Raw genomic sequence first — 26,721 nt, forward strand, 5'->3', positions numbered from 1 at the left:
TCCGGTGTTTTTTTCAATCATACCCTTACCAAGACAGTATCTGTTCAACTTGATCAATCGTTGTCTCTGCAGACTGATAGTCCACTTGCAGCTCTACAATTCCTTGTTCGGTGGCAACAAACAGTGAAGGAAAGCTGTTTCCACCGATACGACGAGCAAATTCCAGCTCTTGAAGAAACTCGTTGTTTAGCTCTGCTGAGAAAAAATCCACTTCAAATTTTGCTGCATCCAACCCTATGTTGGCTGCAAGAGAGAGTAGAACCTCATCGTCACTGGGGTTTCTTGCCTCTAAGTAATAGGCGTGTTGAATCGCACTCAACATGGCTTGCTCAGCGCCTTGCTTGCGAGCGGCAAGAACAGCCCGACATGACGGATAGGTAGAACGACGAGGCGTATTCTTTTGCCAGAAATCATAGTTAAACTCTGTACCAAGAAAATCCTCTATTTTCTTCCAATATGAGGCGATTTGGCGTTGCATCTCTTCAGGCATCGGCTGGTCGGAATCTGGTGCCAAACCACCGAGTACATACTGTATCTCTATCTTGCTTTCGAGCTGTTGCGAAATTTTCTGCCACACGGGTTTGTAGCCCCAACACCAAGAGCACATGGGATCATAGACATAATAGAGTTTGTTGTTGGTCGACATATTACCGCTCCTCCGGTGAGCTCTTAGATAGGATGTTAGCGTGAGACTACACAGCTTGTCCCTCCATTACCACAAATTGGTAAACTGGCTTTGCATTGCACGACTCACTGGCAGCTTTTCTCCTCCAATCACTACCACCATCTTACCGGTAATGACTTTTTTGACCTTTTCAACCGCCGACACATTAACAATCGTTGAACGATGAATCTGCCAGAACTGCTGCGGATCTAACTGCTGCAATAACTCTCTCAGCGAAGTTCTCAACAAGTACTCCACCTTTTTATCGCCCTCTTTAGCAAAAAGAGACACGTACTTATCCTCAGCTTTAAAAAACAGGACATCACTCGTAGCGATAAGATGAATGTCGTCCCCTCTGCTGGCACGCAACCAACTCAAATAAGTCGGCTTTGCTTGCTGACTTATCTGCTGAATCTGATCAAGCAGCATCGACATATTGGGCTGTAAAGGTGATGTATTGGTGTTAAGCCTCCCTTTAAGCTTAGCTATACATTGCTCTAACCGCTTTTCTGACAAAGGTTTAAGTAAATAATCGACAGCATTGGTCTCAAAAGCCTGTAAAGCATACTCATCGTATGCCGTGACGAAAACAATCTGTGTCTCACTGTCGCTCTTGTCCAGTATCTTGGCAGCGGCCATCCCATCAAGCTGAGGCATTTTGATATCAAGAAAGACCACGCTAGGCTTATGCTGTTCAATAAGTTGTAATGCTTCCTGACCATTTTTGGCCAGACCAACTATCTCTAGCTCCGGCCAGCACTCACCCAACAGCTTGTTTAAATGGTGCCTCAACAATGGCTCATCATCAGCGATAACCGCACTGTGCAATATGGTGTTCATTGCGCTCCCTGCTTAAAGTGTCAATTTATCGATAGGGATCTGAATCACGGCCTTAACCCCTCCAGTTTCAACTTGTCTAATCGACAGGCTTGCCTCATCACCGTACAACGCTTTAACTCGCTCTCGTGTGTTCTCCAGCCCAATACCATGACCATCTTTAGTCGCCACGTTGCCCAAGCCCACTCCGCTATCTGTCACTTCAATATTGATCATTTGATTTTGCTGCGATATTTCGATCAACACTTCACCGCCTTCAGCTTTGGGCTCAATGCCATGCTGAATCGCATTTTCGACAAGAGGTTGCAGTAACAAAGGCGCTAATGGCAAAGAATGATCTAGCAAGTTATTTATCTGATAGCTGAGCCGTTCACCCAAACGAATCTGTTGAATCGCTAAGTAAGCATCAACCAGATTGAGCTCTGCGTCCAACGTAGAATGAGACTGACGACTGTTTTGCAGTGTTCCTCGCAACAGCTCGGTTAACTTATCCAACATATGCTGAGCAGTTTTTGGATCATGGCTAATCAACGCATTGACATTCGCCAATGTATTGAACAGAAAATGAGGCTCGATTTGACTCTGTAGCTGACGTAACTGACTTAAAACCAGTGCTTTTTCTTGCTCAGACTGGATACGTTTCGCGGTTTCTAACTCTTTTTGCGCCAGTAACTTTTGCTCATGAGTATAAAAATAAAAGAAGCAAGTCACGGTGAAGATAAAACCAAGTACCATCACGGGTTTGAGCTGACTAAGGTCGGCGAATCGATCATAAATGCTTAGCCACCAGTAGGCATTCATCGTACCAAATACCATAGCGCCTGCCAGTGAGAGCGCGGTCACTACACGATTAGAGAGCTGTGGAAACCACCAGCTAAGCAGCAATGCTCCAATCACTGAGCTATAGCCATAACCTAGGCTGATCGCCAGATGCTCATTGTAAGGACTCGGCCAAATCGACTGAGTAACGAACGCAATAACTGCACAAAAAATCGTTGTGTAGCCAAAACTTTTGATTGCGTTCGAAGCATAAGTGACTGAATTATTCATCAAAACTTCCCTCTCAGGTTAAGAAAAATCATACGCTTATCTGGTAGATTTGCATACAACGAGTCTTGATTTCCTGTCATAAAACGAGCCGCAATTTCCGCGAATAGTGAAGCGCTTCCCGAATCATACATCTGGTATTCGATCCATTGCGTGGCGATGACCCCCTGATCTTGTGGTGAATAGAGTAGATCGAAGGTTGGCGTGAGTTTATCAAGCCATAATAGCTGTCGAGTCCAAGGCCAATGGCTCCATGCAGTCGAGTTCATTGACCAGTGAATCATCAGGTTGTGTTGAACGAGATTGGCGTGATTGAGCCCTTGTGCATAGGAGGACGTTAACGGGGCGAGCATGGCATCACTATTGAGTAATTCCACTCTCCGATAAGCCTCCTGCCACTCGCTATTGCTCCAGCTTCGACTATCAAACCAATATTCAACGATGACGTTATGACCTGTTGCATTAGCCCAATTAAGCCCCAATAACGCTTGATAACCGTCGTTGTACTCTTCAAGCGTCACGGGGCTATTGTGTTCATTTTGACGGTAGCCAAGGTAGTGGTTTTGATAAACAGCCGAGCCATGCAGGGACCAAGCTTCATCTACAACCGTGACCAACGAGCCCCCTAACAGGCCATGGCGAATATCATCGTAATAAGCAAGCATCTGCCATTCGGTATCACCACTCAGCACATATCGCCGAATCCCTACGCCTTGTTGTTCAGAAGCTTGTTCGAGATCGCTGCTCCGCTGTTTCGTCCACGAAGAGTCGGTGTAGTAGATACTCCACTCTCCTGCTGAGTCAAAATAGGACGCCATTGCGGTGCCTGTCCCCTCTTCAACCTGAATCCCAACAGGGTTACGTCGGTAGGGTTTGAAAAGGTCGATCGGTCTGTAACCATAGCCGACGCCCCAGTCTAACCTCACTTTCCCGATCGTCAGATCCACTGGCTGAGAAAAGAGTTCCATACTGCCCTGCCAAAACAGTTCTTGTGCGATCAATTCACCTTGATAACTCTGCGTCGCGTCCGAACTGTAAATTTGGCTTCCTTTGGCCGCTAACAATCCCGTCACTCCGTATCCTTCAAATTGAACGTCCACAACGGCATCAATCCCTTCAGTACTCGCTGAATCCGCAGACCCGAGAAGCTTTGAATGTCGATGTTGAGCAGAACTGCCACTTAGGGTCATATCCCAATCAAATTCAAACGGCTGACTGTTTGCCGAAGACGCCACCACTATTAATGCTATCGCCACAACAGATGTTTTCATCTACAACTCCGACAAAGCATTTCGCGTGAGATAAGCAGGGTTATAGTATTTATCGTCTAACTCAAACGGCGTGATCTCTTGATACTCAATCACCGTTTTCTTCGCTGGCTGAATTTGATCAAGAAGCGTCATGGCAACCACGCGCTGTTTACCTTCCCTTTCTCCGGACGTAAACCAAGCCTGTTTGGCAAGTTTACCCGAGTGTAGGTATAGATCCGCTTTGATCGGAAAGTCATCGCTATCATTGAGCCACAGGTCAATTTTGGCGTAGCTTGCACCTTTAGTTGTCGCCCGTAAGCGCAAATAGTTGACCGAACGAGCCTGACCTTCGATTTCCATCTGCTCAGGTTTCACAAATGTCGCCTGATAGTCCTCACTCCAGGTCAAGGTTGATATATCTCCAACCGATGCTTCGCCAAGCAGTTTTTGCATCGGAGTAATCCGAATGGGGCGACGACTCTTAGGCATCACTAACCAGTAGTTATCTCCCAACATCAACATTTTCTGTCCCGCTTCAACTTGGGACTTAAACAGCACCAACGACTCCCGTTTCTCACGAGTGTATACGTTGTATTCGCGAGTTTTATCTAATTCTCCATTCTCATACAGGCTTACCAGAGAAACGACCTTAGCTGAGTCAGAATCCAGCCGATAGTGATCAGCGTTTTTCACCATGGTTTCAACGTCTTTAGCCATTGATGAACTGGCCGACAAGGTGAGTAACATCGCCATAGTGGCTTTAATCAGAGTATTAAACATAGATAAGGGCCTCCGTAATGGGCTTTTTAACGCCTTTTGATGCAGACAACCAAGCGGCGACAACACATATAATGAGTACGCCTAGCGCTGTCATTGACAGAAGTTCTGGTGAGAAATAGATGTTAAGTGGATAGCCTTCGGTTCGCCCTGGTGGGGGTGGCATTTGTATATCGACCACCATAAGCAAACCGCTGACCAGTAAACTCAGTAATCCACCAATCATTGAGCCGATCACGGCAAGCAGCGCGGCCTCTCGAACAAAACCAGAAACGATCTCATTGGGGTAAGTCCCTAATGCGGATAAGGTGCCGATCTCACGGGTGCGCTCTGTCACAGACATTGTCATTGTGTTAAACAGAGCAACGAATACAACCAAAGCCATAACCGCGCCCATGATGCCAAAAATTCGATCGTATAGATCTTTGACTTTACTGTAGAAAAACGCCCTTTGCTGCCAAGGTGTCACCTCTAGCGGCTGAGCTAAATTCATTTGAGATAGCTGTTGGTTAACCCATAGCGCCATGGACTCGGTTTGCTTAGTATCAAACAAGAACACAGACAAGGTACTGACTTTGTTACTGTTCAGCAGTTGCTGCGCAGATTCGATATGAAGATACAACTGACGTTTATCGAGCTCAGGAACGCCGGTTGAATAGATGCCGCGAACTTTATAGTCATAGGCATTGAGCGCACCATCACTGGTTGTGGCGAGTAAAGTGACCCAGTCACCGGTTTTGACACTGAGATTACGCGCCAAATCGATACCAAGCATCACTTCTGGTTCGCTCGGATCGTACCGAGAGGATTGGGTACTCGAAAGCGTTTTACCTTCTCGAACGTCAAGAAAGGGGCCTTTCATATCGAACTCGCGTTCATTGACGCCAGTGCCAACAAAAATCGTCGATTTGCTGCCATTCGACACTAAGCCTGTAAATTCTACGCGGGGTTGGACTCCACGAACCTTATCATTGGCCAACAAACGAGTGGTTAGAGTCCCTCCATCTGCAATCCCGTTTGCCAGAGGCATATCTTCATCTTGCTCGAAATATCCCGGCTGACTAATGGTGAGATGCCCAGTATCTCTAGCGGTTGATTCTTTAAGTGAATCATAGGTATAGAGGCCAAACCCTCCCGCCGATGTCAGAGCAAAGATCGCGATAGCAACAATCAATATCGACAGTACGCTGCGACGTTGGTTGCGTTGTAGGTTTAGATAAGCGATTCGGATCGAATCAGGGATCAGCTTGCCCATTTGACTGGCTCCTTGTTAACTGTTCCATCAAGCAGATCGATGCTTCGATCGCACTGAATAGCCATGCGTGGGTCGTGAGTGGCCACAATGAATGTGGTGCCTAACTGATGGCCTAGGTTTTTCATCAAATCAATCACGACCGAAGCTGTATGGCTATCCAAGCTTGCGGTTGGCTCGTCGGCTATCACCATTTGTGGCTTATGTACCAGAGCTCTCGCAATCGCAACGCGCTGTTGCTGACCTCCTGACAAGTTGTCAGGTCTATGGTTGGCAAATTCCGCTAACCCCACTTTTGCGAGAATCGCTTGAGCCTGTTTCTTTTGCTCGGCTTGAGAAAACCCGTTGAGCATCAGTGGATAGGCGACATTTTCCCAAGCGGTCATTACTGGGATCAGGTTGAACTTTTGAAATACGAAACCAAGCTGGTGACGACGCATTTGAGCCGCTTTGAGCGGATTTTTGGGATAAGCTTGACCGGACAACTCGACGATTCCTTGATAATCCATGTCGAGAAGTCCAAGGATATTAAGCAAGGTACTTTTACCTGAGCCAGAGGGACCACAGAGAGCAACCATTTCTCCCTTGGCAATCTGACCACTGACTTCGCTCAGTGCATTCACTTGCTGCTGACCAATGCAATACTGTTTGCTGATTTGCTGGAAGTTAATCATAACGCCACCTTAAGCTGCTGAATCAACAAGGGCTTGTGCCTGAAGAGTCAATGGATGTTGCGGCGCTTTTGCCTGCATATCTGATATCCATTGCTGCGCCTGATGCTTATCTTCCGCTCGAAGTGCAGCACGTATTGCATAGAGATAAACCCAAGAGATTGCATCGTAGTCTTGCTGTTTAAACGACTCGTCAGCAAGCAGATCAATATATAGGTCGTAGCCGCGTTCGAAGTGATTGAACATATCGGGAAGCGAAGTGAACGTCGCACCTGCAATCGATCTAGCCAGTAGTGACTCTGGCAGCCCCTGACGAATCTCTTGCTGTTCAATTGGCGTCGATTGGCTGGCTAATAGATCGAGCCCTTTACTGATCGTCGCAAGCCCCTGCTCCGTGTATTTCATCTTGTTCCAAGGCATATAAGCATCACGGCCCATTAACGTCTGGGTACTGCCCAAGTAGACGAGGCTAAGCGGATCAGCACCATGCTCTGCAATCTGCTGCTCTAGCTGCTGGTGAACTCGCTCCACTTTGTCTTCGTCACCTTCCGCTGCCAAGTTGTATTCGGCGATAACGGCCTCTGTTGGCGTAGCAAACGAGGGAAAGGCTGTGAGTAGGCTACATAGAATGAAGCTGGCGAATGTTACTGTTTTCATCTGACTATTCCTTTGATCGTGTGATGGTCAAAGATTACGCTCCGAGAAAAAAGCATTCAGAGCAATGCGACGAACGGGCATTAAAAGGCGTGAATGGTATAAACATGGATTAAATGGCAAGCGGTTGAAGTCAACCTAGGGTGCAGCAGTGGATTTTAGCCACTATGATCGTTAAAGTAGCGACAAAATAAGAATCACCTCTCTGAATAACAAAAACATGCAGAGAAGGTCAGAGCAAAGAGATAACTCCGATGATCAAAGACGACAAAATTATTGCTGATTTAGCAGAACTTGAAGCTTTCCTTATCGCCGTCGAGAGCGGTGTGTTAGAGCTTAAGAATGCAGCAGGCGTTGCCATGGCAACCAACAACCAAGACGGCCGCCGATTTGTTGCTGTACTAGACGATAAGCACCAACTCCTTTTAGGCCGTTGGGTTACAGAAGAAGTCTTCCAGACAGGACAAGATTTAGTCCGCAACGGCCCAAGCCGCAAGCACTAAAATCGCAGAGATAGAAAATAAGACCTGTTCAATGAACAGGTCTTATTTTAATGACAAACTTTAAGTCCAATTTAGAATACAACAAGGCAGAAGTTTCTGAAGATATTTAAATATCCTCAACAAACCTTCTGCCTAGAAATTAATTCAATTTTAATTAATATCAGTGTTGTGGTGGTGTACCTTCACCATTCGACATCACTACATCGATCTGAACTAAGGCATCTTGTTGAATTGCCGCGACACCAACAACCGTTCTTGCAGGTAAATCACCGTCAAAGTAACGAGTATAAACTTCATTCACCGTGTCCAGATCGGCAATATCTCGCAATTGAATGTTCACCTTAACGATATCGTCCATAACATGGTTAACGCTTTCAACGATCGCTTTGATGTTGTTTAAACATTGCTCTGCTTGCTCTCTCACACCACCAGCAACAATCTGGTTTGATTGCGGATCTACAGGCAACTGCGCAGCGATATGGTTGTAATGCGAGAACGCTACTGTCTGAGTGTGCAATGGGCTTAGCGGCGCCTTCTCAGTATTGTTTGCACGGATCACAATGCCATGTCGATCTTCGACTTCTTGTGGTGGCGTACCGTCACCATGAGAAACAACAACATCAATCTGAACCAACGCTTGCTGTGGTAGTTCTTTTGCAGCGGCTACGGTACGTGCAGGAACATAAGCGACAGTGCGAGCAATCGCTGAATCAGGGAAGAAAGTGCTGTAGACTTCATTCACTGCGTCTAAGTCAGCTAAGTCTTTTAGATAGATTCCTACTTTTACAATGTCGTCAAACGGTACATCAATGCTTTCTAGGATTGCTTTCACGTTTTTTAGACACTGTGCAGCCTGCTCTTTAACGCCACCCGCAACGATCTCACCAGTTTGTGGATTGATTGGTAACTGTGCTGACACATTGTTGTAGTGTGAGAATGCAACTGTCTGTGTGGAGAGTGGGTGCACTGGTGCTTGCTCAGTATTTCTAGAGAGCTTAATCAACGGGCATGGTTCCTGAGGTGCCGTCCCTTCGCCATTAGAAATTAAAGCGTCCATTTGCACTAGCGCGTCACCTAATGGAAGGGCATCAACTGCAACAACCGTTCTTACTGGTAATAGGTTTTCGAAGAAAGTCGCGTACACTTCGTCAATAGCAGGAAGATCAGACATATCCTTGAGAAAAACGTGAATTTTTACCACATCATCCATAACATGATTGATGCTCTCTACGATCGCTTTAATATTCTCAAGACATTGCTTCGCTTGAGCTTTAATATCACCAACGACTAATTGACCCGTTGCAGGCTCAATTGGCAACTGTGCTGAAATATTATTATAGTGTGAGAAAGCAACGCTCTGTGTTGACAACGCATTAATTGGAGCTTTTTCACTATTTCTTGAAACTTTAATAATTCCGCCACTCATTTCGATGCTTATCCTTCTATTAAGATTTATTTATATCTTTATTTTGGTAGGGTTTAGTTTTATTAAATAAGTGCCGAGATAGTATGGCAACAACCCAAAGTGGATTGTGACTAAATTCAAATAATGATTTCACTAGACATATGCCTAACACTGGATAATTAATCACATAGAGACTAATTATCCGTAAATTGCGACTTTTCCTTATTTCCACGACCTAATTCACTCTAGTATTGCGCAATAGGTGAATACATACCCATGGTTAAACTTGCTGATATGAGAAGTTTTCGTTCGTTTCTGATAGCGCACTCACAACAAACTGACTGATAAGCCTACGAGAGCGTATTTCTACTGCTAATTATCTCGCTAGAATTGCATAAACTTTTCAAGCTCGATGGCGATTAGCTTATAGATGTTACCTGACAGAAAAATCCTGACAGGTAAGTATTATGGAAGTGAAAAAATATTGTTAACTAATTACATTGTCAGTAATTTATTTCCCATTTTAGGCGTTCTTTCCAGTTTGATAAATTCCTACTGAGAGTCTTACATTTTAGTTTCAGTGCATGTGGTAATCATTCCGTCAGTTTCATTTGAAATTGAGCCCATGATTATCCAACATGATAAAGTTATCGACACATCTATACACTGCCAGGCCGTTCCAACGTCTATGCTACGTTCTTGTTGCTATTTGCAGCGTTTACTCCTTCGCCGCACATTCTGTAGAGTTGCCACTTGCCCCCATCACAACACAAGAGATTCAAGACAAACAAAAACAGCGTTTAGAGCTCATTGAGAAAAATACGAGTGCCTTGCAAGATCTGGTTCCTGTTCCAACGCTCCCTGAACCGAAACCAGTCTCAAGCGACCAATGCTTAGAGATAGAAACACTGGTTTTCGAAGGCAATACTCTGTATAGCCGCGAGACGTTAACCAAGGTAAGTGGATTTAAGCCCGGCTGTATCGACCTCAACACCATCAACAGCTATCTACGCAATATTTCTAATCACTACATGGTGGCTGGCTACGTTACGTCACGCGCGTTTATGACACCACAAGACCTCGCTAGCGGTGAGTTACAGATAATCATCCTTGAAGGAAAAGTGGAGAAAGTTCTGTTTAACGGGCAGCTTTCTGTCTCGTTAGATATGGCATTTCCTGACATATCAGGAAAATCCTAAACCTTAGAGAGATTGAACAAGGCCTCGATCAGATCAACCGCTTATCTCGATATAATGCACAGATTAAATTGCTCCCTTCAACCCAACAAGGCTACTCGATTGTTGATATTCAATCTTCCGAGCAAAAGTTCTCCTCTTTAGAACTAGGGTTGAGCAATAGCGGTCAGGAATCGACAGGTGAACAGCAAATATCCCTTAGCGTGACCGGAGAGAACCTATTCAAACGCCTTGACCAGTGGAATCTAACGGCAACCAAAAGCGCAGCCTTTATTGACTCTAAGGATTCAGAGAGTCTATTTCTCAGTGCAGACATCCCTTATGGTTATTGGAACGTGGGTTTTCGCACCTCTTACAGCACTTACCTAACCACATTCAGTAATCAGGGTTTTAATTTTGATTCCACGGGAAAAACCAACAGTCATGACCTTGATATCAAGTGGTTATTTTTTCGCGACAGCATAAGTAAATCAGCGCTAAAAGCCAGTGTTAAGCATCGTCGAGAGAAAAACTACATTCTGGGTTCTCTGGTCGAAGCCAGCTCCAGAAACCTCTCATCAACGTCATTAAGTTGGGAACACAGTCGCCGTTTAGCCGGAGGATTTTTGAGTCTGGCGCCACAGATTGCTATCGGAACGGATTGGTTTGGTGGCGAAGAAACCCTCTCAAACGCCCCAGCAATGCCAGATGCGCAATTTGTTAAAGGAACACTGACAGGCAGCTATACCTACCCCGTTAGCGCTTCTCTCACTGTCGCGACGACCTTATTTGGTCAATGGAGCAATGACACCCTATATGGTGCCGAGCGCCTTAGTATTGGTGGCGAATACTCCGTCAGGGGATTCAAAGGAGCTTCCCTTTCAGGTGATGAAGGCTATTACTGGCGCAACGATTTGACCTATCGCATCGGTCAATGGCCCTATCTAGGGCAAATTTCCACACAACTTGCCTTCGATACGGGCTCTATCGTTCAAGACAGCCAAGACCAGTATGAGGGCGGTTCACTGCTCGGCACCAGTTGGTCGCTAAAAACTCAGGCCAAGTACGGCTCCTCTTCACTCTCCGTAGGGCTTCCTATTGAAGCTCCATCACGATTAAACGCAGACGACTACGTGGTTAATTACCGCATCAACGTCACTTGGTAGGAATTTGGTAAGCAAAAATGAATAAGCAAATCAGCAATATGAGCACTTGGCTCACCTATTCACTGTGCGCGGTTTTGACGGTTCAACCTGCACTTGCCAATGTGGTGATTGATGGCAACTCAGCGAATACCAGCAAAACACAAGCTGGCAACGGCGTTGAGGTTGTGAATATCGCCACCCCGAACAACAAAGGGCTATCTCATAACAAATACCAAAAGTTCGATGTTGACTCTCAAGGGCTAATTCTCAATAACTCGACCCAACAACTCAGTCAATCTCAGCTTGGTGGGTTACTGCAAAATAACCCCAATCTCAAAGGCCGTGCTGCCGACGTAATTTTAAATGAAGTCACAGGGGCCAATCGCAGCCAGCTTGAAGGCTACACCGAAATCGTTGGACAGCAAGCCAATGTCATCCTAGCCAACCCTTACGGTATTACCTGTGATGGCTGTGGTTTTATTAATACCCCAAGAGTGACGTTATCAACCGGACAACCCGATATTCAAAATGGACTGGTGAGTGGATTTAACGTCGCCGACGGCAGTGTGACGATCGAAGGCCTTGGTCTGGATGCAACCCAACAAACCTACTTCGATATAATCAGCCGCACAGCAGAGATTAACGCCAACATTCACGCGAACGATTTAGCTATCGTGACAGGCAAAAACCATGTCAGCTATCAAACCAATCAAGCGACTGCTTCTAGCGTTCCCCCATCGAGCAATGCGCCTGCTTTGGCGATTGATTCCTCCTCGTTAGGTGGCATGTACGCCGGACGTATTTCTCTCGTCGCGACAGAACAAGGGGTTGGCGTTAACGTTGGGAATCTGGTTTCAAATACTGGCGACCTATTGATAACGGCCAATGGGGATATTGTTCTGGGTAACGCCAACAGTGCTAACAACTTGATCCTCAATTCACAACAGGATTTGACCTTAGTCGACGCGCAAACCGCGCAAAAAGCGATGTCGCTAACGGCGCAAAACATTCAAGTTCAGCAGTCGCAGATAGTCGTTGACGAGGCCCTATCGGTCTATGCCGACAATGTACTGTTAACCGATGCGGTTATTGAAGCGGAGCAGATAAACACGGCAGTCAATGACATCATGGTTGATGAGCAGAGTGAACTCTCTGCGACATCAATCACCATGACTGATCTGTCTTCTTTAAACAATCATGGGCAAGTATACGCCCGAGATACCCTCTCGATACAAGGCGACAACACAACGTTAGCGGAAGATGGGCTGATTACCGCATCAAATGTCATCATCCAAAGCCCTCAGTTAACCATTGATACAAGGCTACAGACAGACAACGCACAGATAGTTTCAGACCAGTTATTCACCCTCACTCAAGACGCTCGCTTGGAAGCAACAAACAATGTTGAGTTTACCGCTGGGCAATTGGATCTTATTGGCGATACCGTGGCAAACAACCAAATCGACGTCACCGTTAATGGGGCGGCGAATATCCAAGGCACTCTGCTCGGCAAACATGTCAATCTCACCGCGAATGACACTCAGGTTCAAGGTGAACTTCACGCTAACGAAGCGTTAACGGTGACAACAGAGACACTGACAAATACTGGCGGCATGACGTCCTCTCGTGCTCAACAAATCAATGTTGATAGTGACATGACGAATTACGGCTGGGTGTACGCGGCAGATTCTCTGGATTTTCGAATTCAGGGCACATTACTCAATCAGCAAGGCGAAATCCTCTCCGGTGGCGATATCCAGATCCGTGGTCGCCAAGGAAACGAACTTGCGCAAAGCGTTAACAACGCCTCTGGTACTATCCATGCCAATCAATCTCTTGCCATCTATGCATCGACGATTCTTAACAAACCCACCACGGTCAATTTCAATAGCGAAACCACCAATGGTGATTACAGCTTTGGCTCTGTTGAAGGCTTTTCTGTTGGGTGGGGTTCGTCGTACACACCTGAAACTAGAACTGAAGACCGGAACTGCAACGTGTTCGGTAGTAATTGTGAACACTGGAAAATATCTCAAGACACAGAAGTAACCCTACTCACACGAACGACGAATAGTACCCTGACAAATAGTGCGCCCTCCCAGATAACCGCGGACGGCAACATTACCTTAGTCTCAGAGCAAATCACCAATGAGTTAGGTTTGATTCATGCGGGACAAGACCTCAACATTACGACTGAGTCGCTTGTCAATCAGGGATACACAACCGGTCGCTACCGGGATTATTCGCTCTATAAGCATTACAGCACTGAAGGCGATCCCATTCGCCAGTTTGACTATGTTCGCTTAAATACTCAGACCCAAACCCTGAATGAAGAAACCCATCAATCCACCATTGCTGCTGGCGGAAAATTAACCATTGATGCCAACTCTCTGATCAATAACTCGGAGATGAGTGAAGGAAATAGCAGCCAAATTATGGGATTGACGCCACAAGCTACCCAGCAACAAAGCGCAGCAACACTGACCTACCCTCTGCCAAAGAACAACCATGGTTTGTTCATCTATCAGCCCAATCCCAAAGGCAAATACCTCATTGAGACTAACCCACTGCTGACCAATATGGGGCAGTTTCTCGGTTCCGACTACTTTATGACGCGGGTCGGTTTCAATCCGCAAAAGGACGTCAAGTTCTTAGGGGATGCCTTCTATGACTCGAAAATCATCAGTCAGGCAATTTTCGAGCAAACGGGTTTACGCTATCTCAACCAGTCAATTGGCAGTCAACTAGACCAAATGCAACAGCTTATTGATGCTGCCGCTACGCAAAAAAATGCCCTAAATCTTTCAGCGGGCACCGCCCTTTCCGATGACCAGATAGCCCGTCTGACTCAAGATATCTTGTGGTATGAGGAAGTGCTCGTTAACGGTCAAACCGTACTGGCACCAAAACTCTATTTGGCTCAAGCCACATTAGACAACCTAAACCAAGGTGCCCTTATCGCTGCGACAGATGTCGCTGTCAGTGCCGACAACATTACCAATAGCGCAAGCATCAACGCAGACTCTTCGCTCAATCTGACCAGCACCAACAGCATCCGCAACCTTGGTGGGTCAATTACCAGCAACGCAGACCTTTCATTGCTCGCAAAGCAAGACATCATCAACCTCAGTGGCGAGATTCAGGGCAGCAATGTCTCGCTAACGGCGACCCATGGCGACATTGTCAATGAAACGCTCGCAACAACGCTGACCAGCACGCTGGGTAGCAGCAGCTCGACTTCAACCACTCTGGGCAAAACCGCCTCAATCAGTGCCGCAGGCAACCTAGCCCTCAGTGCAGGTAACAACATTAAGGATCTGGCCGCAGACATCACGAGTCAAGGAGAGATGAATTTAACCGCTGGCCAAAACATCATCGTCAGCTCTAAAGAAAATACGCTAAATGCGAGTGGTTCATTTGGCGGAGAAGCCTCTACGTCACAAATAGGCTCAAGCATTACGGCAGGTGGTAACGTAAGCCTTAATGCGGGCAACGATATCACTGTCTCGGCCAGTAAATTAGCATCACAACAAACATTAAGTCTCGAAGCTGGCAATAATGTCACCATTGAGACGGCGCTGAATAAACAGTCAGACAGCACCAATCTAACCAATTACACCAGCATCAATCGCAGTGAACAACATCAGCGCTCAACACTGACGGGTAATAACGTCACCATCAAAGCCAACAATGGTGCGACCCTATCAGGCAGCACCATTACCGCTGCGCAGTCAGTGTCTATCGAAGCGAAAGGCGACGTCAATATTCTTGCCGTCAGCGACAGCCAGTACCACTACGATAAGACCGATACAGCGAAGTCGTTTGGACGAAGTCAAATAACCACCAATGAGACCTATCGTGAACAAGTTAACGGCAGTGCAATTACCGCAGGTGGTAACGTAAGCCTTAATGCGAGCAACGATATCACTGTCTCGGCCAGCCAATTAGCATCACAACAAACATTAAGTCTCGAAGCTGGCAATAATGTCACCATTGAGACGGCGCTGAATAAACAGTCAGACAGCACCAATCTAACCAATTACACCAGCATCAATCGCAGTGAACAACATCAGCGCTCAACACTGACGGGTAATAACGTCACCATCAAAGCCAACAATGGTGCGACCCTATCAGGCAGCACCATTACCGCTGCGCAGTCAGTGTCTATCGAAGCGAAAGGCGACGTCAATATTCTTGCCGTCAGCGACAGCCAGTACCACTACGATAAGACCGATACAGCGAAGTCGTTTGGACGAAGTCAAATAACCACCAATGAGACCTATCGTGAACAAGTTAACGGCAGTGCTATCACCGCAGGTGGGGATATCACGGTTAAAGCGCAAAACTTAGCCTCTGCCATTACAGCAGGAGGTGACAGTGACATCAACATCATTGGTTCTTCACTCAATGCAAGAGGCGAAGTCGCACTGTCTGCGGATGGCGATGTGACCATGGCTGCGCAAACCTATCGAGAGTTCGAGCGCCATGAAACCATGAAAAAAGGCTTTGCTGGGTTAAGTGGCAGTAACAAAGGCAGCCTTGATAACGCTACGCTGCTCAACAGCAGCTACCTGATTAACTCAGGCAACACCACGGTTATCGCAGGCAAAGATATTGGTGTGATTGCCAGTGAAGTTACCAGTGATGGCAACGTTAACCTTGAAGCGGTCAATGAGGTTCTTATTGCTGCTGGGGAAGTGCTCAAACAGAGCCAAGAGTGGGATGAGAAAACCAAGTTCCTAAGTGGCGGTAACCTGTTTGAGATGGAGAAAAAACGTGAGGGTCAGCAAAGCTCAACCGCCCAGTCGAGTGTCATTCAGTCTGCCGGTCACTTAACCGTCAATGCGGGCTCGATTAAGGTGATTGGCTCTGAGCTGAGTGCGCAGCAAAATGTCGAGTTAACCGCCGACACAGGCGATATAGAAATCCTCGCCGCTAAAGAAACTACGCAGGCGTTCACCAGTGAAGAGACCATATCTGTTGGCTTTGGTGACGACTTCGGCAAGGTCAAAGTGGAAGATGGCCGACTGAATATCGCTCTTGGCGAGGCTAACTACGATAAGGTCAAGCAGCAAACCGATGCCCTCACTCATAAAGGCAGCGCTATCTCGGCGAATGACAGCGTCTCACTAGACGCTGAGTCGTCCATTTTGGTCGAAGGTTCGACCCTGACTGCCGACCGCGACCAGAACCAGTCTGGTGATATTCTGCTCTCCGCCAATCAAGACATCAATATTGTTGAAACGGTCGATACGCTAACTGAACAACGCGAAGAGATAAGTGGTAAGGCCGAGGCGAGTCTAGTGGTGCAAAACCAGGCCGTGGAGGTAGCCAAAGCCGTCCAGGCACTCAAAGTATCGACCCAGAAACTCAAGCAAGCGGAACAAGATTACAAGCAGTACAAAAAGGGCTTGGAGTCTCTTGAGTCAACACTCGGTACACTAGAGCAAGAATACGCAGATAAGAAGCCGGGGGTCACCTTTGCAGACATCGAAGAGCTTCGCGACCTTATTGCTCAAGTCGAGAGTGATGAAGCTTGGTATATTGCTGGTGTGGCCCTCGCTACGGAAGATGTGGTGTCCAAAACCACCGGTCTTACCCAGCAGACCGCTGCACTTGCCACCAGTGTTAGCTCGTGCGCATACTGCTTTGGCTTTAATGCTGGCCTACAGCTCGATATTGCAGCCAGTAAGAATAGCTCAACGTCTCAGCGAACCACGTCCAATGGTTCAAGCCTCAGTGGACAGAACATTGTTATCAACGCTGGTAATAACGAGGGTGACCAACTCAACATCCAAGGTTCGCAGATTGCCGCCAATGATGCCCTATCCCTTGCTGCTAACGAAATTAATCTAACCGCATCACAAGACACGCTGAACACCAAGTCTGAAATGGAATCCGGTCAAATCAATGCGCAGATGACCGTTTTTGGTGCGTCAACTGGTATCAACGTCAACGCGAGCTATAACCGTAATCAAAGCACTTCGGCGTCAACCACCCACAACAATACTCTATTGAGTGGTGATACCATCTCGTTGACGTCTAACCAAGACACCAACATCAAGGGGGCAACGGTCACCGCTGAGAACTCACTTGAGGCCAATATCGGGGGAGATTTGAATATAGCCTCAGTTCAAGACCGCTACACCTCAAACAATCAAGGCGCAGGTATCAGTGGCGGTGTCTCTTTAACGGGAGGCCAAACATCAGACGGGACAGGCACCCTACCCCTGGGTGCCTTAGCCAGCACAGATGGCGCAGGCGAGCTGACAGGGATAAACGGAGGCATTAACGCGTCAAACGGCCGCACGAACAGTAAGCAAACCGTCCTCACTAGCCTGACCTCGGGCGGCGACGCCAACATCACCGTCGGCGGTAACACCGATGTGACAGGCGCGCTTATCGCCACTGTTGATGAACAAGGTAACGACAGCGGTAAGCTCAACCTCACCACCGATTCGTTAACCTATGCTGACTTGTCTAACACCCGTTATAGCCAAAATCAAAGTTTGGGAGTCAATGCAGGTTACGGCATTAAACAACCGACTGAGTCAGGTGCGGAATCCGCTCAAGCTACTCCGAACAACACCAGCGAAGACGACAGCAAGTTCAACTCGAGCTCGTACCAGTACACCAATACCTCAAGTTACGACAAGGGTAAGATGCTGGCAACCATCGGCCAAGGCACGCTGACCCTTTCTGATCCTGAGGCTTCCGATGACCTCACAGCTCTAAATCGCGACACCGAACATACAGAAAAGGACCTGTTCACAGTTGACCGTAAGCAAGGGGATTTTGATGTTACTGTAGATCACCGTCTGCTGACCGAAGAGGGAAGGGCGCAGATAAAAGAGGATGTTAAGCGGACACATTTAGCTGGTCAGTCATTAGCTGATGTAGCGCTTGAAGACTCCGTTAAGTTGGCTGATACCTTCGAGCATATGGATGTAGTGCAGAAGGAACTGGATGTACAACTGCTTATTGCTCAGAAGAAGGGTGATGCAGCGGTCAATATCAATAACCTTGAAAATGCTACCGCTCAACAGAAGCAAGATGCGATTAATGATTACGCGGCTGCTTACTCCGAACTGTTCGGTATCTCTATCGAAAGTGCCTTGGTTATCGCAGTTAATAAATCGATTGGCGGTGCTCACTATATGGGCGACAAAGGCAGCAACATTGTTCTCAATGATGCATCGATGAAAAATGCTCAAGACTATATGAACACTCTGGCTCATGAAGTCACTCACGGACTAGAGAAGCAAGGCATCATCGGAGATAAAGGAGAACAAGGAGAAAACTACGCTGAGCTGATTGGAGGTTATGCCGAAGGTAACTATGAGTTTGCACTGGAGAACAGTGGTCTAGGCAAGGTTAATAAAGGCAATACTAACTCTCATATTGGGAATGACTCAGCGTTAGTTACAGGTAATAGTGACGGCTTTACTAAGAAAGAAACGGAGCTTAAATCTGGAGAAATAGATTACATGAATATTCCACATGTTGAGAATATTGTAGCTAGCGGAGTTCAGCAAGAGTCATTGAAAGATTATAATGCTGCAGAGGAAATAATTAATGAAAACGCCAAATCCAAAGAAGCTATTGTTAACTATTTTTCCATTGCTCTCGGAGGAGTGAGCTGCGTAGGTGGAAATCTTGCTGGATGTGCAGGATCAGGTATCGCAACTAGTGATTTAGGTGAAGTATTAACTAAAGATCTCGAGCAGAACAATGTGGGGAATGACCCTATTCAAAATGCGATGATGGATTTAATCCCTGACTATATAAAACCGAGTGCCAAGAAGACTATGACAGATCTATTATTAGGAGGGTATGGGATTAAAGATATTCATAAAATGCCTAAGGCTAAGAATAAAATTGATGCTATTATTGAAAGTTTAAATAAATCATCGGAAATTGGAAGCGCTGAAGTATACATTGAAACAATGGAAAGTAATATAAGAAAGATTTGGAATCAGGGTGGTCAAGATGAGTAATAGAAGGTATTTGTTATTATGTATCTTAGTTGTAACACTCTTCTCTATTATTGAGGTTTTTAAAAAAGATGGGAAATTTTTAGGGAAAGTTAGTAGTTCATCTTGTGTTGAGACTGGTAAGTCAGAATTGTCGATCAAATTAATAGCAACAAAAGATACAAGTAAGAGAACATATTATTTTGGGGTAAAAGACGAGTTATGCCGGGATGCTATAAAACGGTTCACTCCTGAATCCGATATACTTATATTTTACAGATCAATAAATGGCTGGTTTACAGATGTAGAAGAAGTGTACTTAAACGGAAAAAAAATACCATTGCGTACATATTCTTCTCCAGATTAATTAGAGGTTCGGCTTTATTGCGTAATTCGATGGAACTAAATCAATACTCTACGATCTGATCGGCTACCCCCATCAATCGTCGCAGCAGGGCTGAGTTTATCTAACGTAACCGATGCCGAAGTGCTCCCCAATTTACTCAAGCAAACACGGAGTAAAATCATTGAGATATCAGGTGATGGCGCTTATGACACAAGGAATTGCCATGATGCTATATGGTTCAAGCGAGCTGTTCCGCTTATCCCACCACGAGAAGGGGTGGTCTTCTGGGAGCAAGGACACCCTCGCAATTTAGCAGTAGGTTGTCAGAAGCTCTAAGGCTCCAACAAGAAATGGAAAAAGCGGTATGGCTATCACAAGCGCTCGCTATCAGAGACAACGATGTACAGAGTAAAACAACTACTAGGTGGGAAATTGAGCCTAAGAAATTACAATGCTCAGGTTGGCGAGACTTACGCCATGATCAAAGCACTGAACAAACTTACAGGGCTTGGTATGCATGAAACGCAGTGCATTGTATAAAAGTTACTCAACTTTAGGTGGTTTGGTTTCTCGTCTGAATTACGAAACAAAGCCCATAGAAATGGCAACACAAACTGACGAATTTATTCACTGAGGTATACGGACCAAATCAACCATGAAAAAATTAACAAATCCAACGACTTTTCTTTTAATAATTATCTTTGTTTCAGGTTGCTCCGGAGGGAAGTATTTTTATTTAACCGATGCTGATGTTATCGAAAACCCTTATATCGTCTTTAATCCGCCAAAACAAGACTGGTACTTATATAAAACTAGAGACTGGAGAGTTTTGCATGGTGGGAAGAGCAGCGAAAACAGAGCAGTACAATGGATAGGGTTATCAAATGTCAACCCAAGTATTATGACCCTGAGAATTAGTACTGACAACTATATCTCTTCAGAAGATAACTACTATTTAAATAGTGATTTTGATGAAAACTATGGGCGTCGTTTTACTAAGCCTGATTTTTTGAAGAGGAGCAAAATTCAGGGTATTACGTTCTTTGAAAAATGGACCACTTATATTAACGGGATACATTGCATGGCGAACTCTTATTTACAAGGTATCGGAGGTAGCTATGCACCTACAGGAAGTAAAACGACCCATATAGACTGTGGTTATTATGATAGGACTATTAGCGAGAATGATGGAAAACGAAAGATATCTATCAGGTATTCCATCAATTTTTATGCGAGCTCTAGTGATGAACAAAAAATGGAAAATGAACGCTACTTGAAAGATGCTGTTAGTCAGATTGTTGAAAGCATTAAAATCAAAAACCTCGATGTAGAGCGTATGGAAGCGGAAGGATTAATGTTCTATAACAAGTCGTTTGATTTAGATCCGGAAGATTCGTTTATTTGGCGTGCTGAAGATACTAAGTAGTAAAAATTTGGTTGGTACGACAGGTAAACGCCACTCACCCGAGTGGCGTCCACTTCCCCGAACCACACCCACAGACCCCTCTCTCGCCACCAGAAACGGCAAACTCCAACCGTATCAGCCACGGGAATATATTGTTAAACCATTACAGTACCTTCATTTGGGTACTTAGGGGCGTACTTTTAAGCCCCTGCCTTTACTCTCTTACCAGATTCTTCGCGTATAAGAGTCATCTACCACAAGATCTATCAAACGATGAAAGGCTTCAAATCCAATCTTCCGATAAAAATTTGCCCAGAGTGTCAGCGGCCGTTTTCCTGGCGAAAGAAATGGGCCCGTCAATGGGATCAGATCCTCTATTGCTCTGAGCGATGTCGAAGAAGCAAAAAATAACCAACCGTCAACCTGTGTCACTCACCAGTCTGTTGCACTACCAGGGCAGCACGCTGCCATCGTAGGCCCAAAATACGCCACTGTCTTCAGGTGTGGCTTGTTCTATTAAACCCACCAAGTCCCTAGCCACTCGCTGTGGGGTGAACAATTTTCCTGGCCGGACATTAGCTTGAAAAGGCGCCGATAAGGGCGTGTCGGTGGTTCCGGGGTGAAGCGCGAGTACAGCGCCATGCTTGACACTCCGTTGCCATTCAATCGACAGGGTTTTAAGAAACATGTTCAATGCTGCTTTCGATGTTCGGTAGCTGTACCATCCCCCCAAATGGTTGTCACTAATGCTGCCTACTTTAGCTGAAATCGTGGCAAATTTAGGCGCGAGACTGCGCTTGAGCAAAGGAGTGAAATATTTCGCTAACAGCACAGTGGGTAGGGTGTTGATTGTGATCACGTGCTGAAAAAAGTCCGCATCCAGAGCATTAAGATTCTTCTCTGGGCCTTTGTTTTGAGTATGTAAAATACCGACACAGTTGATCAACCAGTCAACATGCTCTATTTGGTCACTCAGTGCCCTCACCTGTTCTTCTTGAGTCACATCGGTTTGATACCAAATCACCTTGTGATGTTGCCAGTTTGGCGCTTGCTTGTGGTAGGTCGCATGAACTCTCGCGTTAGGGAAACGATCGACCACCTCTTGGGTTAACGCTAAACCGATACCACCATTTGCGCCGACAATCACCACATCCATTACAAGCTCTCCATGTGGGTGATGTAAAGCTCCGCGGTATCGAGTATCGCCTGACGCTGCTGTTCATCCATATTATCCCAAGAGCGATAAATCATTGCGATACGTGGATTGGTGGCCAAGCGCTTTTGGTGTTTATTCATAAAACGCCAGTAAAGGCTATTAAATGGGCAAGAACCTTCACCGCTGCGAGTTTTGTTGTCGTAATGACAGTCTTTGCAGTAATCACTCATTTTATTGATATACGAACCGCTGGCCGCATAAGGCTTGGTACCGACAATCCCACCATCAGCAAACAACGCCATACCTCGTGTATTGGGCATTTCGACCCACTCGATCGCATCGACATAAATACCGAGGTACCACTCATCGACCTGGTCGGGGTCGATTTCGGTCAACAGGCAGAAGTTGCCCGTCACCATCAAACGCTGAATGTGATGGGCATAGGCATAGTCGAGCGACTGCCCTATCGCATTGCGCATACAGGCCATCTTTGTGTTAGCGGTCCAAAAGAACTCTGGTAGTGTTCTCTTGGCACCAAGTTCGTTGTTGTTCGAATATTTGGACATGTTAGCCCAATAGACACCACGGATATATTCGCGCCAGCCTAAAATTTGGCGAACAAAACCTTCGACCTGTGAAAGGTCGATATTTGAGTTTGATTGAAATGCTTTAAGTGCTGCCTCTATCACTTCTCGGGGATTTATGAGCTTGCAGTTAAGAGAAAAAGAGAGTCTGCTGTGGTATAGGCTCCATTTTGCTTGGTGCTTATCTGTCATCGCATCTTGGAATCGACCAAACAATGGCAAACAAACTTGGCAAAAGTGAGCGAGCAATGACAAGCTCTGTGCTCGATTGATTGGCCACAGTAGATCTCCGTTAAGGCGACCGATTGTTGATATCTTATGTCGGATTAGGCGGTGGTTAATCTCGCAGACATTAGTGCTAAACATTAAAGGTTGAGGTAACTCATCAATGTCCTGCGCTTTGAGTTTGTTGCGATTGTTTGCGTCATAGTTCCACTGACCACCCGCTGGTTTGCCGTCTTGCATCAATATATCGAATCGCTTGCGCATACAACGATAGAAGTGTTCCATCATCACGTGTTTACCCAGTGGAAACTGAGCTTCAATCTCTTCAAAAGGGAGTAAAAAGTGCTCCGTATCCACACAGCGTATCACCACATCTTTAAGCTTTAGATTGGCTAGCTGCTGCAACAACCGGTATTCGTCAGGGCGTTGATACTCAAACTTGCTCGCCCCAACTTCAGCCACATAATGCTGTAGCAGTTGATCTAAGTCGTCGAACGACTGCGTGTCATCTAAGGTCAGATGCACCACTTGATGACCTTCGCTTTGGCGCTCTTTAGCAAACAGATCCATAGCAGAGAAAAAAGCGCACACCTTCTGAATATGATGTGTCACATAGCTGTTTTCTTGTTTTAGTTCAGCAATCAGATAGAGAACTCGGTCATCCGGCTCATCAAACCAAGAGTGCAGGCAGTTGAGCTGATCGCCCAAGATCAATCTTACGGTTTCAAAACGCATTATGGTTTCTCCACAGCGGTGATAAGTCGATTCGCTTGGTGTAAGGAAGAATAAATGGGTGCTATCAAAAGATTCTCTCGAAAATTACGACTCGTGGTTGTTAATACGCAACGTGGATAATTGAGATCATGTGATGCGCAGATGCCGATACAGGCCGCAACGATGACGGGGAAAGACCATAGGGATTATGGGAAACCCATATAAGCCCGGCAGAGATAAAAAAGCCCCACACATGTTAGGTGTAGGGCTTGGTTTCATTCAATATTCTATTGAGGTCTTTTCAGCGGTTTAACCACACTGTCGAGGCCTTCAATCTTCAGCGCTAAACACAACTGCATAAGCTCGCCTAGCTCCCCTTCCGGAAACTGCTTCTTGTTGGCAAACCAAAGCAAATATTCTTCAGGCAAGTCAATTAATACTCGGCCTGCGTACTTTCCAAAAGGCATTTGCATACGTGCAAGTTTAATCAAGTTTTCTTTTTCTAGCATAAGACTGAATAAACAATGTATTTGAGCCGTAGGGTAACACCGATTATTTAACTCGGATAGCAGTGCCTTAATTAAACGTTAGGATGTACAGTATGGGCGTACTCAACAACCACTTGATTGCCTTCAATATAGGCATTTTGTATTTCACCATCAACGCTCATACGGCTTTGTAGGTAGACCACTTTGGGGCCGTTCTGATTGTCTTCTTTCAATGAGGGCACAACGTTTTGAGGTTCGATTCGTAACAAGCGGCAAAAATGGCTAATAAACGACATGGTCAAGGGTGTTTCCCCTCTCAGCACCTGAGAAAAAGTCAGCTGGTTCATACCTAACTTTTTTGCAAACTCCATTTGCGTAAGACGCATTTTAGATTTCTGAGACATCCAAACTTGATAAAGCGCATCTCGGTCTCTATCTGTGAATTCCATGTTGGCTCCTTATATAACTCTATTGGATTAATTGTCAGCCTTTTCATACATAGAGTTGTCAGCGTGGAGTTAGCGCAAGTCAAAGGTTCTGTTGCGAACTCAAAAGCGAGCGAAGTTCCGCGTATAGAAATCAAGCAAATACATTCACTAAATATATCAATAATCAACGTTAACACCTTGATATAAATGCGTTAACGGAGTAATAACCACATAATTCGCAAGTAAATTTATAAACAATTTATTCAAATCGAGAATGCAATTCCATATTCATTCTCTGCCTTGGATTTTACGGATTCCTTTGGCTACATTCTTCCCGCTCAAATAGCACTTCAGGCAAACTATCCGAAAGGTTAGGACGCAAAGCCACCGGTCTGTCGACTTTTAATGTCTATGATAGCGGGGCTGCCGCTTGGTCTAGTCACCAAGTGTTTTCGCGTGCCGGAGTGTCATCTTAACTGTCAGTCATAAAAAAAGGACAAATGATGCACAAACTCCCAAACAAATCTCTAATTGCCCTCGCTTTACTTAGCGTTAGCGGCGTTAGCTATGGTCATGGCTACGTTTCGGCGTACGAAAATGGCGTAGCCGCAGGTCGTGTCGCACTGTGTAAGTTCCCAACCAGTGATACGAATGAGAAAAACAGCAACTGTGGGGCGATTCAATATGAACCACAGAGTGTCGAGGGCCCAGATGGCTTCCCTGAAGCGGGTCCAAGCGATGGCAAAATTGCCAGCGCAGCCACAACCCTAGCGGCAGCTTTAGACGAACAGACAGCCAACCGCTGGGTAAAACGTCCGATTAGTTCTGGAACTCAAAACTTTGAATGGACGTTTACCGCAAATCATGTGACTAAAGATTGGAAATATTACATCACCAAACAGGGATGGAATCCAAATCAGCCACTCGCTCGCAATTCGTTCGATTTAACACCCTTCTGTGTGGTTGATGGTGGAATGGTTCAACCTCCAAAACGTGTCAGCCACCAATGTAACGTACCAACACGTGAGGGATACCAGGTTATCCTAGCGGTTTGGGACGTAGGTGATACTGCTGCGTCATTCTACAACGTAATAGACGTTCAATTTGATGGTGACGCACCCGAAGTTCCAGACTGGAGTCAGTCAGGCCAAATCAACCCAGGACTTAACCTAAATATTGGCGATAGTGTCTACACCCGCGTATTTGATCAAAACGGTGAAAATGCCTCTTACAGTACTGAGTTAGTCATCGAAACCGCTGAACAAGGTCAGGCGAATAACTGGTCTTACGCGTTAGCGTCTAAGATCAATCAAGAGCAAAGCCAAATTCGAGCTGGTCAGTTGAATGATCGAGGTGAGTTTACTCCTGTCTATGGAACAAACCCTGTATATATCAAAGCAGGTTCCGGCTTAAATAGCGTTGAGATCGGCTATAAACTTGAAGCACCAGAGCCTGATTATCGCTTAGATGTTACAGGGCTGGAAGAGGAATACCTGATTGGTGATACCGCAACACAAATCAACCTAACACTTGAAGCAACTGGCGACCTTAATGCAGAGCTAACTGTGTTCAATCATCACCGTGAACCTCTGGCATCCTACACTGCGCCACTGGCTGACGGAGAACTGAGCAACACGACTCTAACGCTGTCAAAGTCTGAAGCCGGACATCATATGCTAGTGGTCGTGATAAAAGACCAGCAAGGCAGTGTCGTTGACCAGAATACGCTTGATTTTCAACTAATTGAAGAGGCAACACCACCGCCATCGGATGATTATGACTATGTCTTCCCTCAAGGCATGGAGAACTACACTGCTGGTACAAAAGTACTTGCTGTTGATGGCGGCATTTACCAGTGTAAACCTTTCCCATATTCAGGTTACTGTGTTCAGTGGTCGCCTTCTGCAAACCACTATGAACCAGCAGTAGGCTCACACTGGGCTTCGGCTTGGGACAAGCTAAACTAACCGTTAAAAAAGCGGATGCCATGGCATCCGCTTTGCTACTTTTTCAATTCAGGGT

The 26,721-nt window shown here is 45.9% G+C and carries 21 protein-coding genes, 1 pseudogene and 1 riboswitch; of the genes and pseudogenes, 9 read left to right on the top strand and 13 right to left on the bottom strand.

Going from position 1 to position 26,721, the window contains the following annotated elements; translation table 11 throughout:
- Positions 1–25 precede the first annotated feature (25 nt).
- The 8 genes from ACQEXP_RS05445 to ACQEXP_RS05480 form a co-directional block, all read right to left on the bottom strand.
- Positions 26–646, bottom strand: coding sequence for a DsbA family protein (locus ACQEXP_RS05445; RefSeq protein ID WP_426968670.1), 621 nt, complete (start codon positions 644–646; stop codon positions 26–28).
- A 66-nt stretch (positions 647–712) separates the two neighbouring features.
- Complete coding sequence (locus ACQEXP_RS05450) at positions 713–1,504, bottom strand: LytR/AlgR family response regulator transcription factor (protein ID WP_269375027.1); 792 nt, start codon at positions 1,502–1,504, stop codon at positions 713–715.
- A gap of 12 nt (positions 1,505–1,516) precedes the next feature.
- Positions 1,517–2,551: a sensor histidine kinase gene (locus ACQEXP_RS05455; protein ID WP_426968672.1), complete on the bottom strand. Its 1,035-nt coding sequence runs from the start codon at positions 2,549–2,551 to the stop codon at positions 1,517–1,519.
- Complete coding sequence (locus ACQEXP_RS05460) at positions 2,551–3,819, bottom strand: hypothetical protein (RefSeq protein ID WP_426968673.1); 1,269 nt, start codon at positions 3,817–3,819, stop codon at positions 2,551–2,553. The genes ACQEXP_RS05455 and ACQEXP_RS05460 overlap by 1 nt, the downstream gene beginning before the upstream one ends.
- Positions 3,820–4,578, bottom strand: coding sequence for an outer membrane lipoprotein-sorting protein (locus ACQEXP_RS05465; RefSeq protein WP_426968674.1), 759 nt, complete (start codon positions 4,576–4,578; stop codon positions 3,820–3,822). It lies immediately after the preceding gene.
- Positions 4,571–5,830, bottom strand: a complete 1,260-nt coding sequence (locus ACQEXP_RS05470; RefSeq protein WP_426968676.1) for an ABC transporter permease — start codon at positions 5,828–5,830, stop codon at positions 4,571–4,573. Before ACQEXP_RS05470 ends, ACQEXP_RS05465 begins: the two co-directional genes overlap by 8 nt.
- Positions 5,818–6,501, bottom strand: a complete 684-nt coding sequence (locus tag ACQEXP_RS05475; protein ID WP_269375031.1) for an ABC transporter ATP-binding protein — start codon at positions 6,499–6,501, stop codon at positions 5,818–5,820. Before ACQEXP_RS05475 ends, ACQEXP_RS05470 begins: the two co-directional genes overlap by 13 nt.
- A gap of 9 nt (positions 6,502–6,510) precedes the next feature.
- The gene (locus ACQEXP_RS05480) at positions 6,511–7,155 is read right to left on the bottom strand and encodes a hypothetical protein (RefSeq protein ID WP_426968677.1); all 645 of its coding nucleotides are present in this window, start codon (positions 7,153–7,155) and stop codon (positions 6,511–6,513) included.
- Between the two features lie 251 nt (positions 7,156–7,406).
- Between ACQEXP_RS05480 and ACQEXP_RS05485 the strand changes: the two genes are divergently transcribed.
- Complete coding sequence (locus ACQEXP_RS05485; protein ID WP_426968679.1) at positions 7,407–7,655, top strand: hypothetical protein; 249 nt, start codon at positions 7,407–7,409, stop codon at positions 7,653–7,655.
- 160 nt (positions 7,656–7,815) lie between these two features.
- On the opposite strand, the gene ACQEXP_RS05490 is transcribed toward ACQEXP_RS05485, so the two are convergent.
- The gene (locus ACQEXP_RS05490; protein ID WP_426968681.1) at positions 7,816–9,081 is read right to left on the bottom strand and encodes a Rid family hydrolase; all 1,266 of its coding nucleotides are present in this window, start codon (positions 9,079–9,081) and stop codon (positions 7,816–7,818) included.
- Positions 9,082–9,698: 617 nt separating this feature from the next.
- Between ACQEXP_RS05490 and ACQEXP_RS05495 the strand changes: the two genes are divergently transcribed.
- The 7 genes and pseudogenes from ACQEXP_RS05495 to ACQEXP_RS05525 all read left to right on the top strand — a co-directional run bounded on the left by ACQEXP_RS05495 (position 9,699) and on the right by ACQEXP_RS05525 (position 21,515).
- Positions 9,699–10,259: a POTRA domain-containing protein gene (locus ACQEXP_RS05495; protein ID WP_426968682.1), complete on the top strand. Its 561-nt coding sequence runs from the start codon at positions 9,699–9,701 to the stop codon at positions 10,257–10,259.
- Positions 10,260–10,327: 68 nt separating this feature from the next.
- Positions 10,328–11,401: a ShlB/FhaC/HecB family hemolysin secretion/activation protein gene (locus ACQEXP_RS05500; RefSeq protein WP_426968684.1), complete on the top strand. Its 1,074-nt coding sequence runs from the start codon at positions 10,328–10,330 to the stop codon at positions 11,399–11,401.
- A 17-nt stretch (positions 11,402–11,418) separates the two neighbouring features.
- On the top strand, positions 11,419–19,377 hold the full coding sequence (locus ACQEXP_RS05505) for a hemagglutinin repeat-containing protein (protein WP_426968686.1): 7,959 nt from the start codon (positions 11,419–11,421) through the stop codon (positions 19,375–19,377).
- Entirely contained in the window at positions 19,370–19,720 is a 351-nt protein-coding gene (locus ACQEXP_RS05510) for a hypothetical protein (RefSeq protein ID WP_426968688.1), read from the top strand. Before ACQEXP_RS05505 ends, ACQEXP_RS05510 begins: the two co-directional genes overlap by 8 nt.
- Before the next feature lie 75 nt (positions 19,721–19,795).
- Positions 19,796–20,239: pseudogene (locus ACQEXP_RS05515) on the top strand (IS5 family transposase); the annotation flags it as partial.
- Between the two features lie 115 nt (positions 20,240–20,354).
- A complete protein-coding gene (locus ACQEXP_RS05520) occupies positions 20,355–21,125 on the top strand; it encodes a hypothetical protein (protein ID WP_426968690.1) in 771 nt (256 codons plus the stop codon).
- A 252-nt stretch (positions 21,126–21,377) separates the two neighbouring features.
- Positions 21,378–21,515, top strand: a complete 138-nt coding sequence (locus tag ACQEXP_RS05525) for a DUF2256 domain-containing protein (RefSeq protein WP_426968691.1) — start codon at positions 21,378–21,380, stop codon at positions 21,513–21,515.
- Between the two features lie 37 nt (positions 21,516–21,552).
- Here the strand turns inward: ACQEXP_RS05525 and ACQEXP_RS05530 are convergent, their stop codons facing one another.
- The 4 genes from ACQEXP_RS05530 to ACQEXP_RS05545 all read right to left on the bottom strand — a co-directional run bounded on the left by ACQEXP_RS05530 (position 21,553) and on the right by ACQEXP_RS05545 (position 24,720).
- A complete protein-coding gene (locus ACQEXP_RS05530) occupies positions 21,553–22,260 on the bottom strand; it encodes an SDR family oxidoreductase (RefSeq protein WP_426968693.1) in 708 nt (235 codons plus the stop codon).
- Entirely contained in the window at positions 22,260–23,804 is a 1,545-nt protein-coding gene (locus tag ACQEXP_RS05535) for a cryptochrome/photolyase family protein (protein WP_426968695.1), read from the bottom strand. The genes ACQEXP_RS05530 and ACQEXP_RS05535 overlap by 1 nt, the downstream gene beginning before the upstream one ends.
- Positions 23,805–24,070: 266 nt before the next feature.
- A complete protein-coding gene (locus ACQEXP_RS05540; RefSeq protein WP_138970523.1) occupies positions 24,071–24,292 on the bottom strand; it encodes a DUF3820 family protein in 222 nt (73 codons plus the stop codon).
- A 71-nt stretch (positions 24,293–24,363) separates the two neighbouring features.
- Entirely contained in the window at positions 24,364–24,720 is a 357-nt protein-coding gene (locus ACQEXP_RS05545; protein ID WP_269375042.1) for an XRE family transcriptional regulator, read from the bottom strand.
- A gap of 322 nt (positions 24,721–25,042) precedes the next feature.
- Positions 25,043–25,130: riboswitch (cyclic di-GMP riboswitch) on the top strand.
- A gap of 72 nt (positions 25,131–25,202) precedes the next feature.
- Between ACQEXP_RS05545 and gbpA the strand changes: the two genes are divergently transcribed.
- Positions 25,203–26,666 (top strand): N-acetylglucosamine-binding protein GbpA, encoded by a 1,464-nt coding sequence (gene gbpA / locus ACQEXP_RS05550; RefSeq protein ID WP_426969050.1) that lies wholly within the window; start codon positions 25,203–25,205, stop codon positions 26,664–26,666.
- Positions 26,667–26,721 lie beyond the last annotated feature (55 nt).

Origin of the sequence: Vibrio sp. TRT 1302 (assembly GCF_050113875.1) — a bacterium.
Classification (GTDB): domain Bacteria; phylum Pseudomonadota; class Gammaproteobacteria; order Enterobacterales; family Vibrionaceae; genus Vibrio.

Excerpts from the sequence above, each read along its gene's own strand:
- ACQEXP_RS05525 (WP_426968691.1), top strand. The coding sequence starts at position 21,378 with ATGAAAGGCTTCAAATCCAATCTTCCGATAAAAATTTGCCCAGAGTGT.
- ACQEXP_RS05475 (WP_269375031.1), bottom strand. The coding sequence starts at position 6,501 with ATGATTAACTTCCAGCAAATCAGCAAACAGTATTGCATTGGTCAGCAG.
- ACQEXP_RS05540 (WP_138970523.1), bottom strand. The coding sequence starts at position 24,292 with ATGCTAGAAAAAGAAAACTTGATTAAACTTGCACGTATGCAAATGCCT.
- ACQEXP_RS05490 (WP_426968681.1), bottom strand. The coding sequence starts at position 9,081 with ATGAGTGGCGGAATTATTAAAGTTTCAAGAAATAGTGAAAAAGCTCCA.
- ACQEXP_RS05545 (WP_269375042.1), bottom strand. The coding sequence starts at position 24,720 with ATGGAATTCACAGATAGAGACCGAGATGCGCTTTATCAAGTTTGGATG.
- ACQEXP_RS05460 (WP_426968673.1), bottom strand. The coding sequence starts at position 3,819 with ATGAAAACATCTGTTGTGGCGATAGCATTAATAGTGGTGGCGTCTTCG.
- ACQEXP_RS05530 (WP_426968693.1), bottom strand. The coding sequence starts at position 22,260 with ATGGATGTGGTGATTGTCGGCGCAAATGGTGGTATCGGTTTAGCGTTA.
- ACQEXP_RS05495 (WP_426968682.1), top strand. The coding sequence starts at position 9,699 with ATGATAAAGTTATCGACACATCTATACACTGCCAGGCCGTTCCAACGT.
- ACQEXP_RS05510 (WP_426968688.1), top strand. The coding sequence starts at position 19,370 with ATGAGTAATAGAAGGTATTTGTTATTATGTATCTTAGTTGTAACACTC.
- ACQEXP_RS05450 (WP_269375027.1), bottom strand. The coding sequence starts at position 1,504 with ATGAACACCATATTGCACAGTGCGGTTATCGCTGATGATGAGCCATTG.
- ACQEXP_RS05470 (WP_426968676.1), bottom strand. The coding sequence starts at position 5,830 with ATGGGCAAGCTGATCCCTGATTCGATCCGAATCGCTTATCTAAACCTA.
- ACQEXP_RS05455 (WP_426968672.1), bottom strand. The coding sequence starts at position 2,551 with ATGAATAATTCAGTCACTTATGCTTCGAACGCAATCAAAAGTTTTGGC.
- ACQEXP_RS05480 (WP_426968677.1), bottom strand. The coding sequence starts at position 7,155 with ATGAAAACAGTAACATTCGCCAGCTTCATTCTATGTAGCCTACTCACA.
- gbpA (WP_426969050.1), top strand. The coding sequence starts at position 25,203 with ATGCACAAACTCCCAAACAAATCTCTAATTGCCCTCGCTTTACTTAGC.
- ACQEXP_RS05445 (WP_426968670.1), bottom strand. The coding sequence starts at position 646 with ATGTCGACCAACAACAAACTCTATTATGTCTATGATCCCATGTGCTCT.
- ACQEXP_RS05485 (WP_426968679.1), top strand. The coding sequence starts at position 7,407 with ATGATCAAAGACGACAAAATTATTGCTGATTTAGCAGAACTTGAAGCT.
- ACQEXP_RS05535 (WP_426968695.1), bottom strand. The coding sequence starts at position 23,804 with ATGCGTTTTGAAACCGTAAGATTGATCTTGGGCGATCAGCTCAACTGC.
- ACQEXP_RS05465 (WP_426968674.1), bottom strand. The coding sequence starts at position 4,578 with ATGTTTAATACTCTGATTAAAGCCACTATGGCGATGTTACTCACCTTG.
- ACQEXP_RS05520 (WP_426968690.1), top strand. The coding sequence starts at position 20,355 with ATGAAAAAATTAACAAATCCAACGACTTTTCTTTTAATAATTATCTTT.
- ACQEXP_RS05505 (WP_426968686.1), top strand. The coding sequence starts at position 11,419 with ATGAATAAGCAAATCAGCAATATGAGCACTTGGCTCACCTATTCACTG.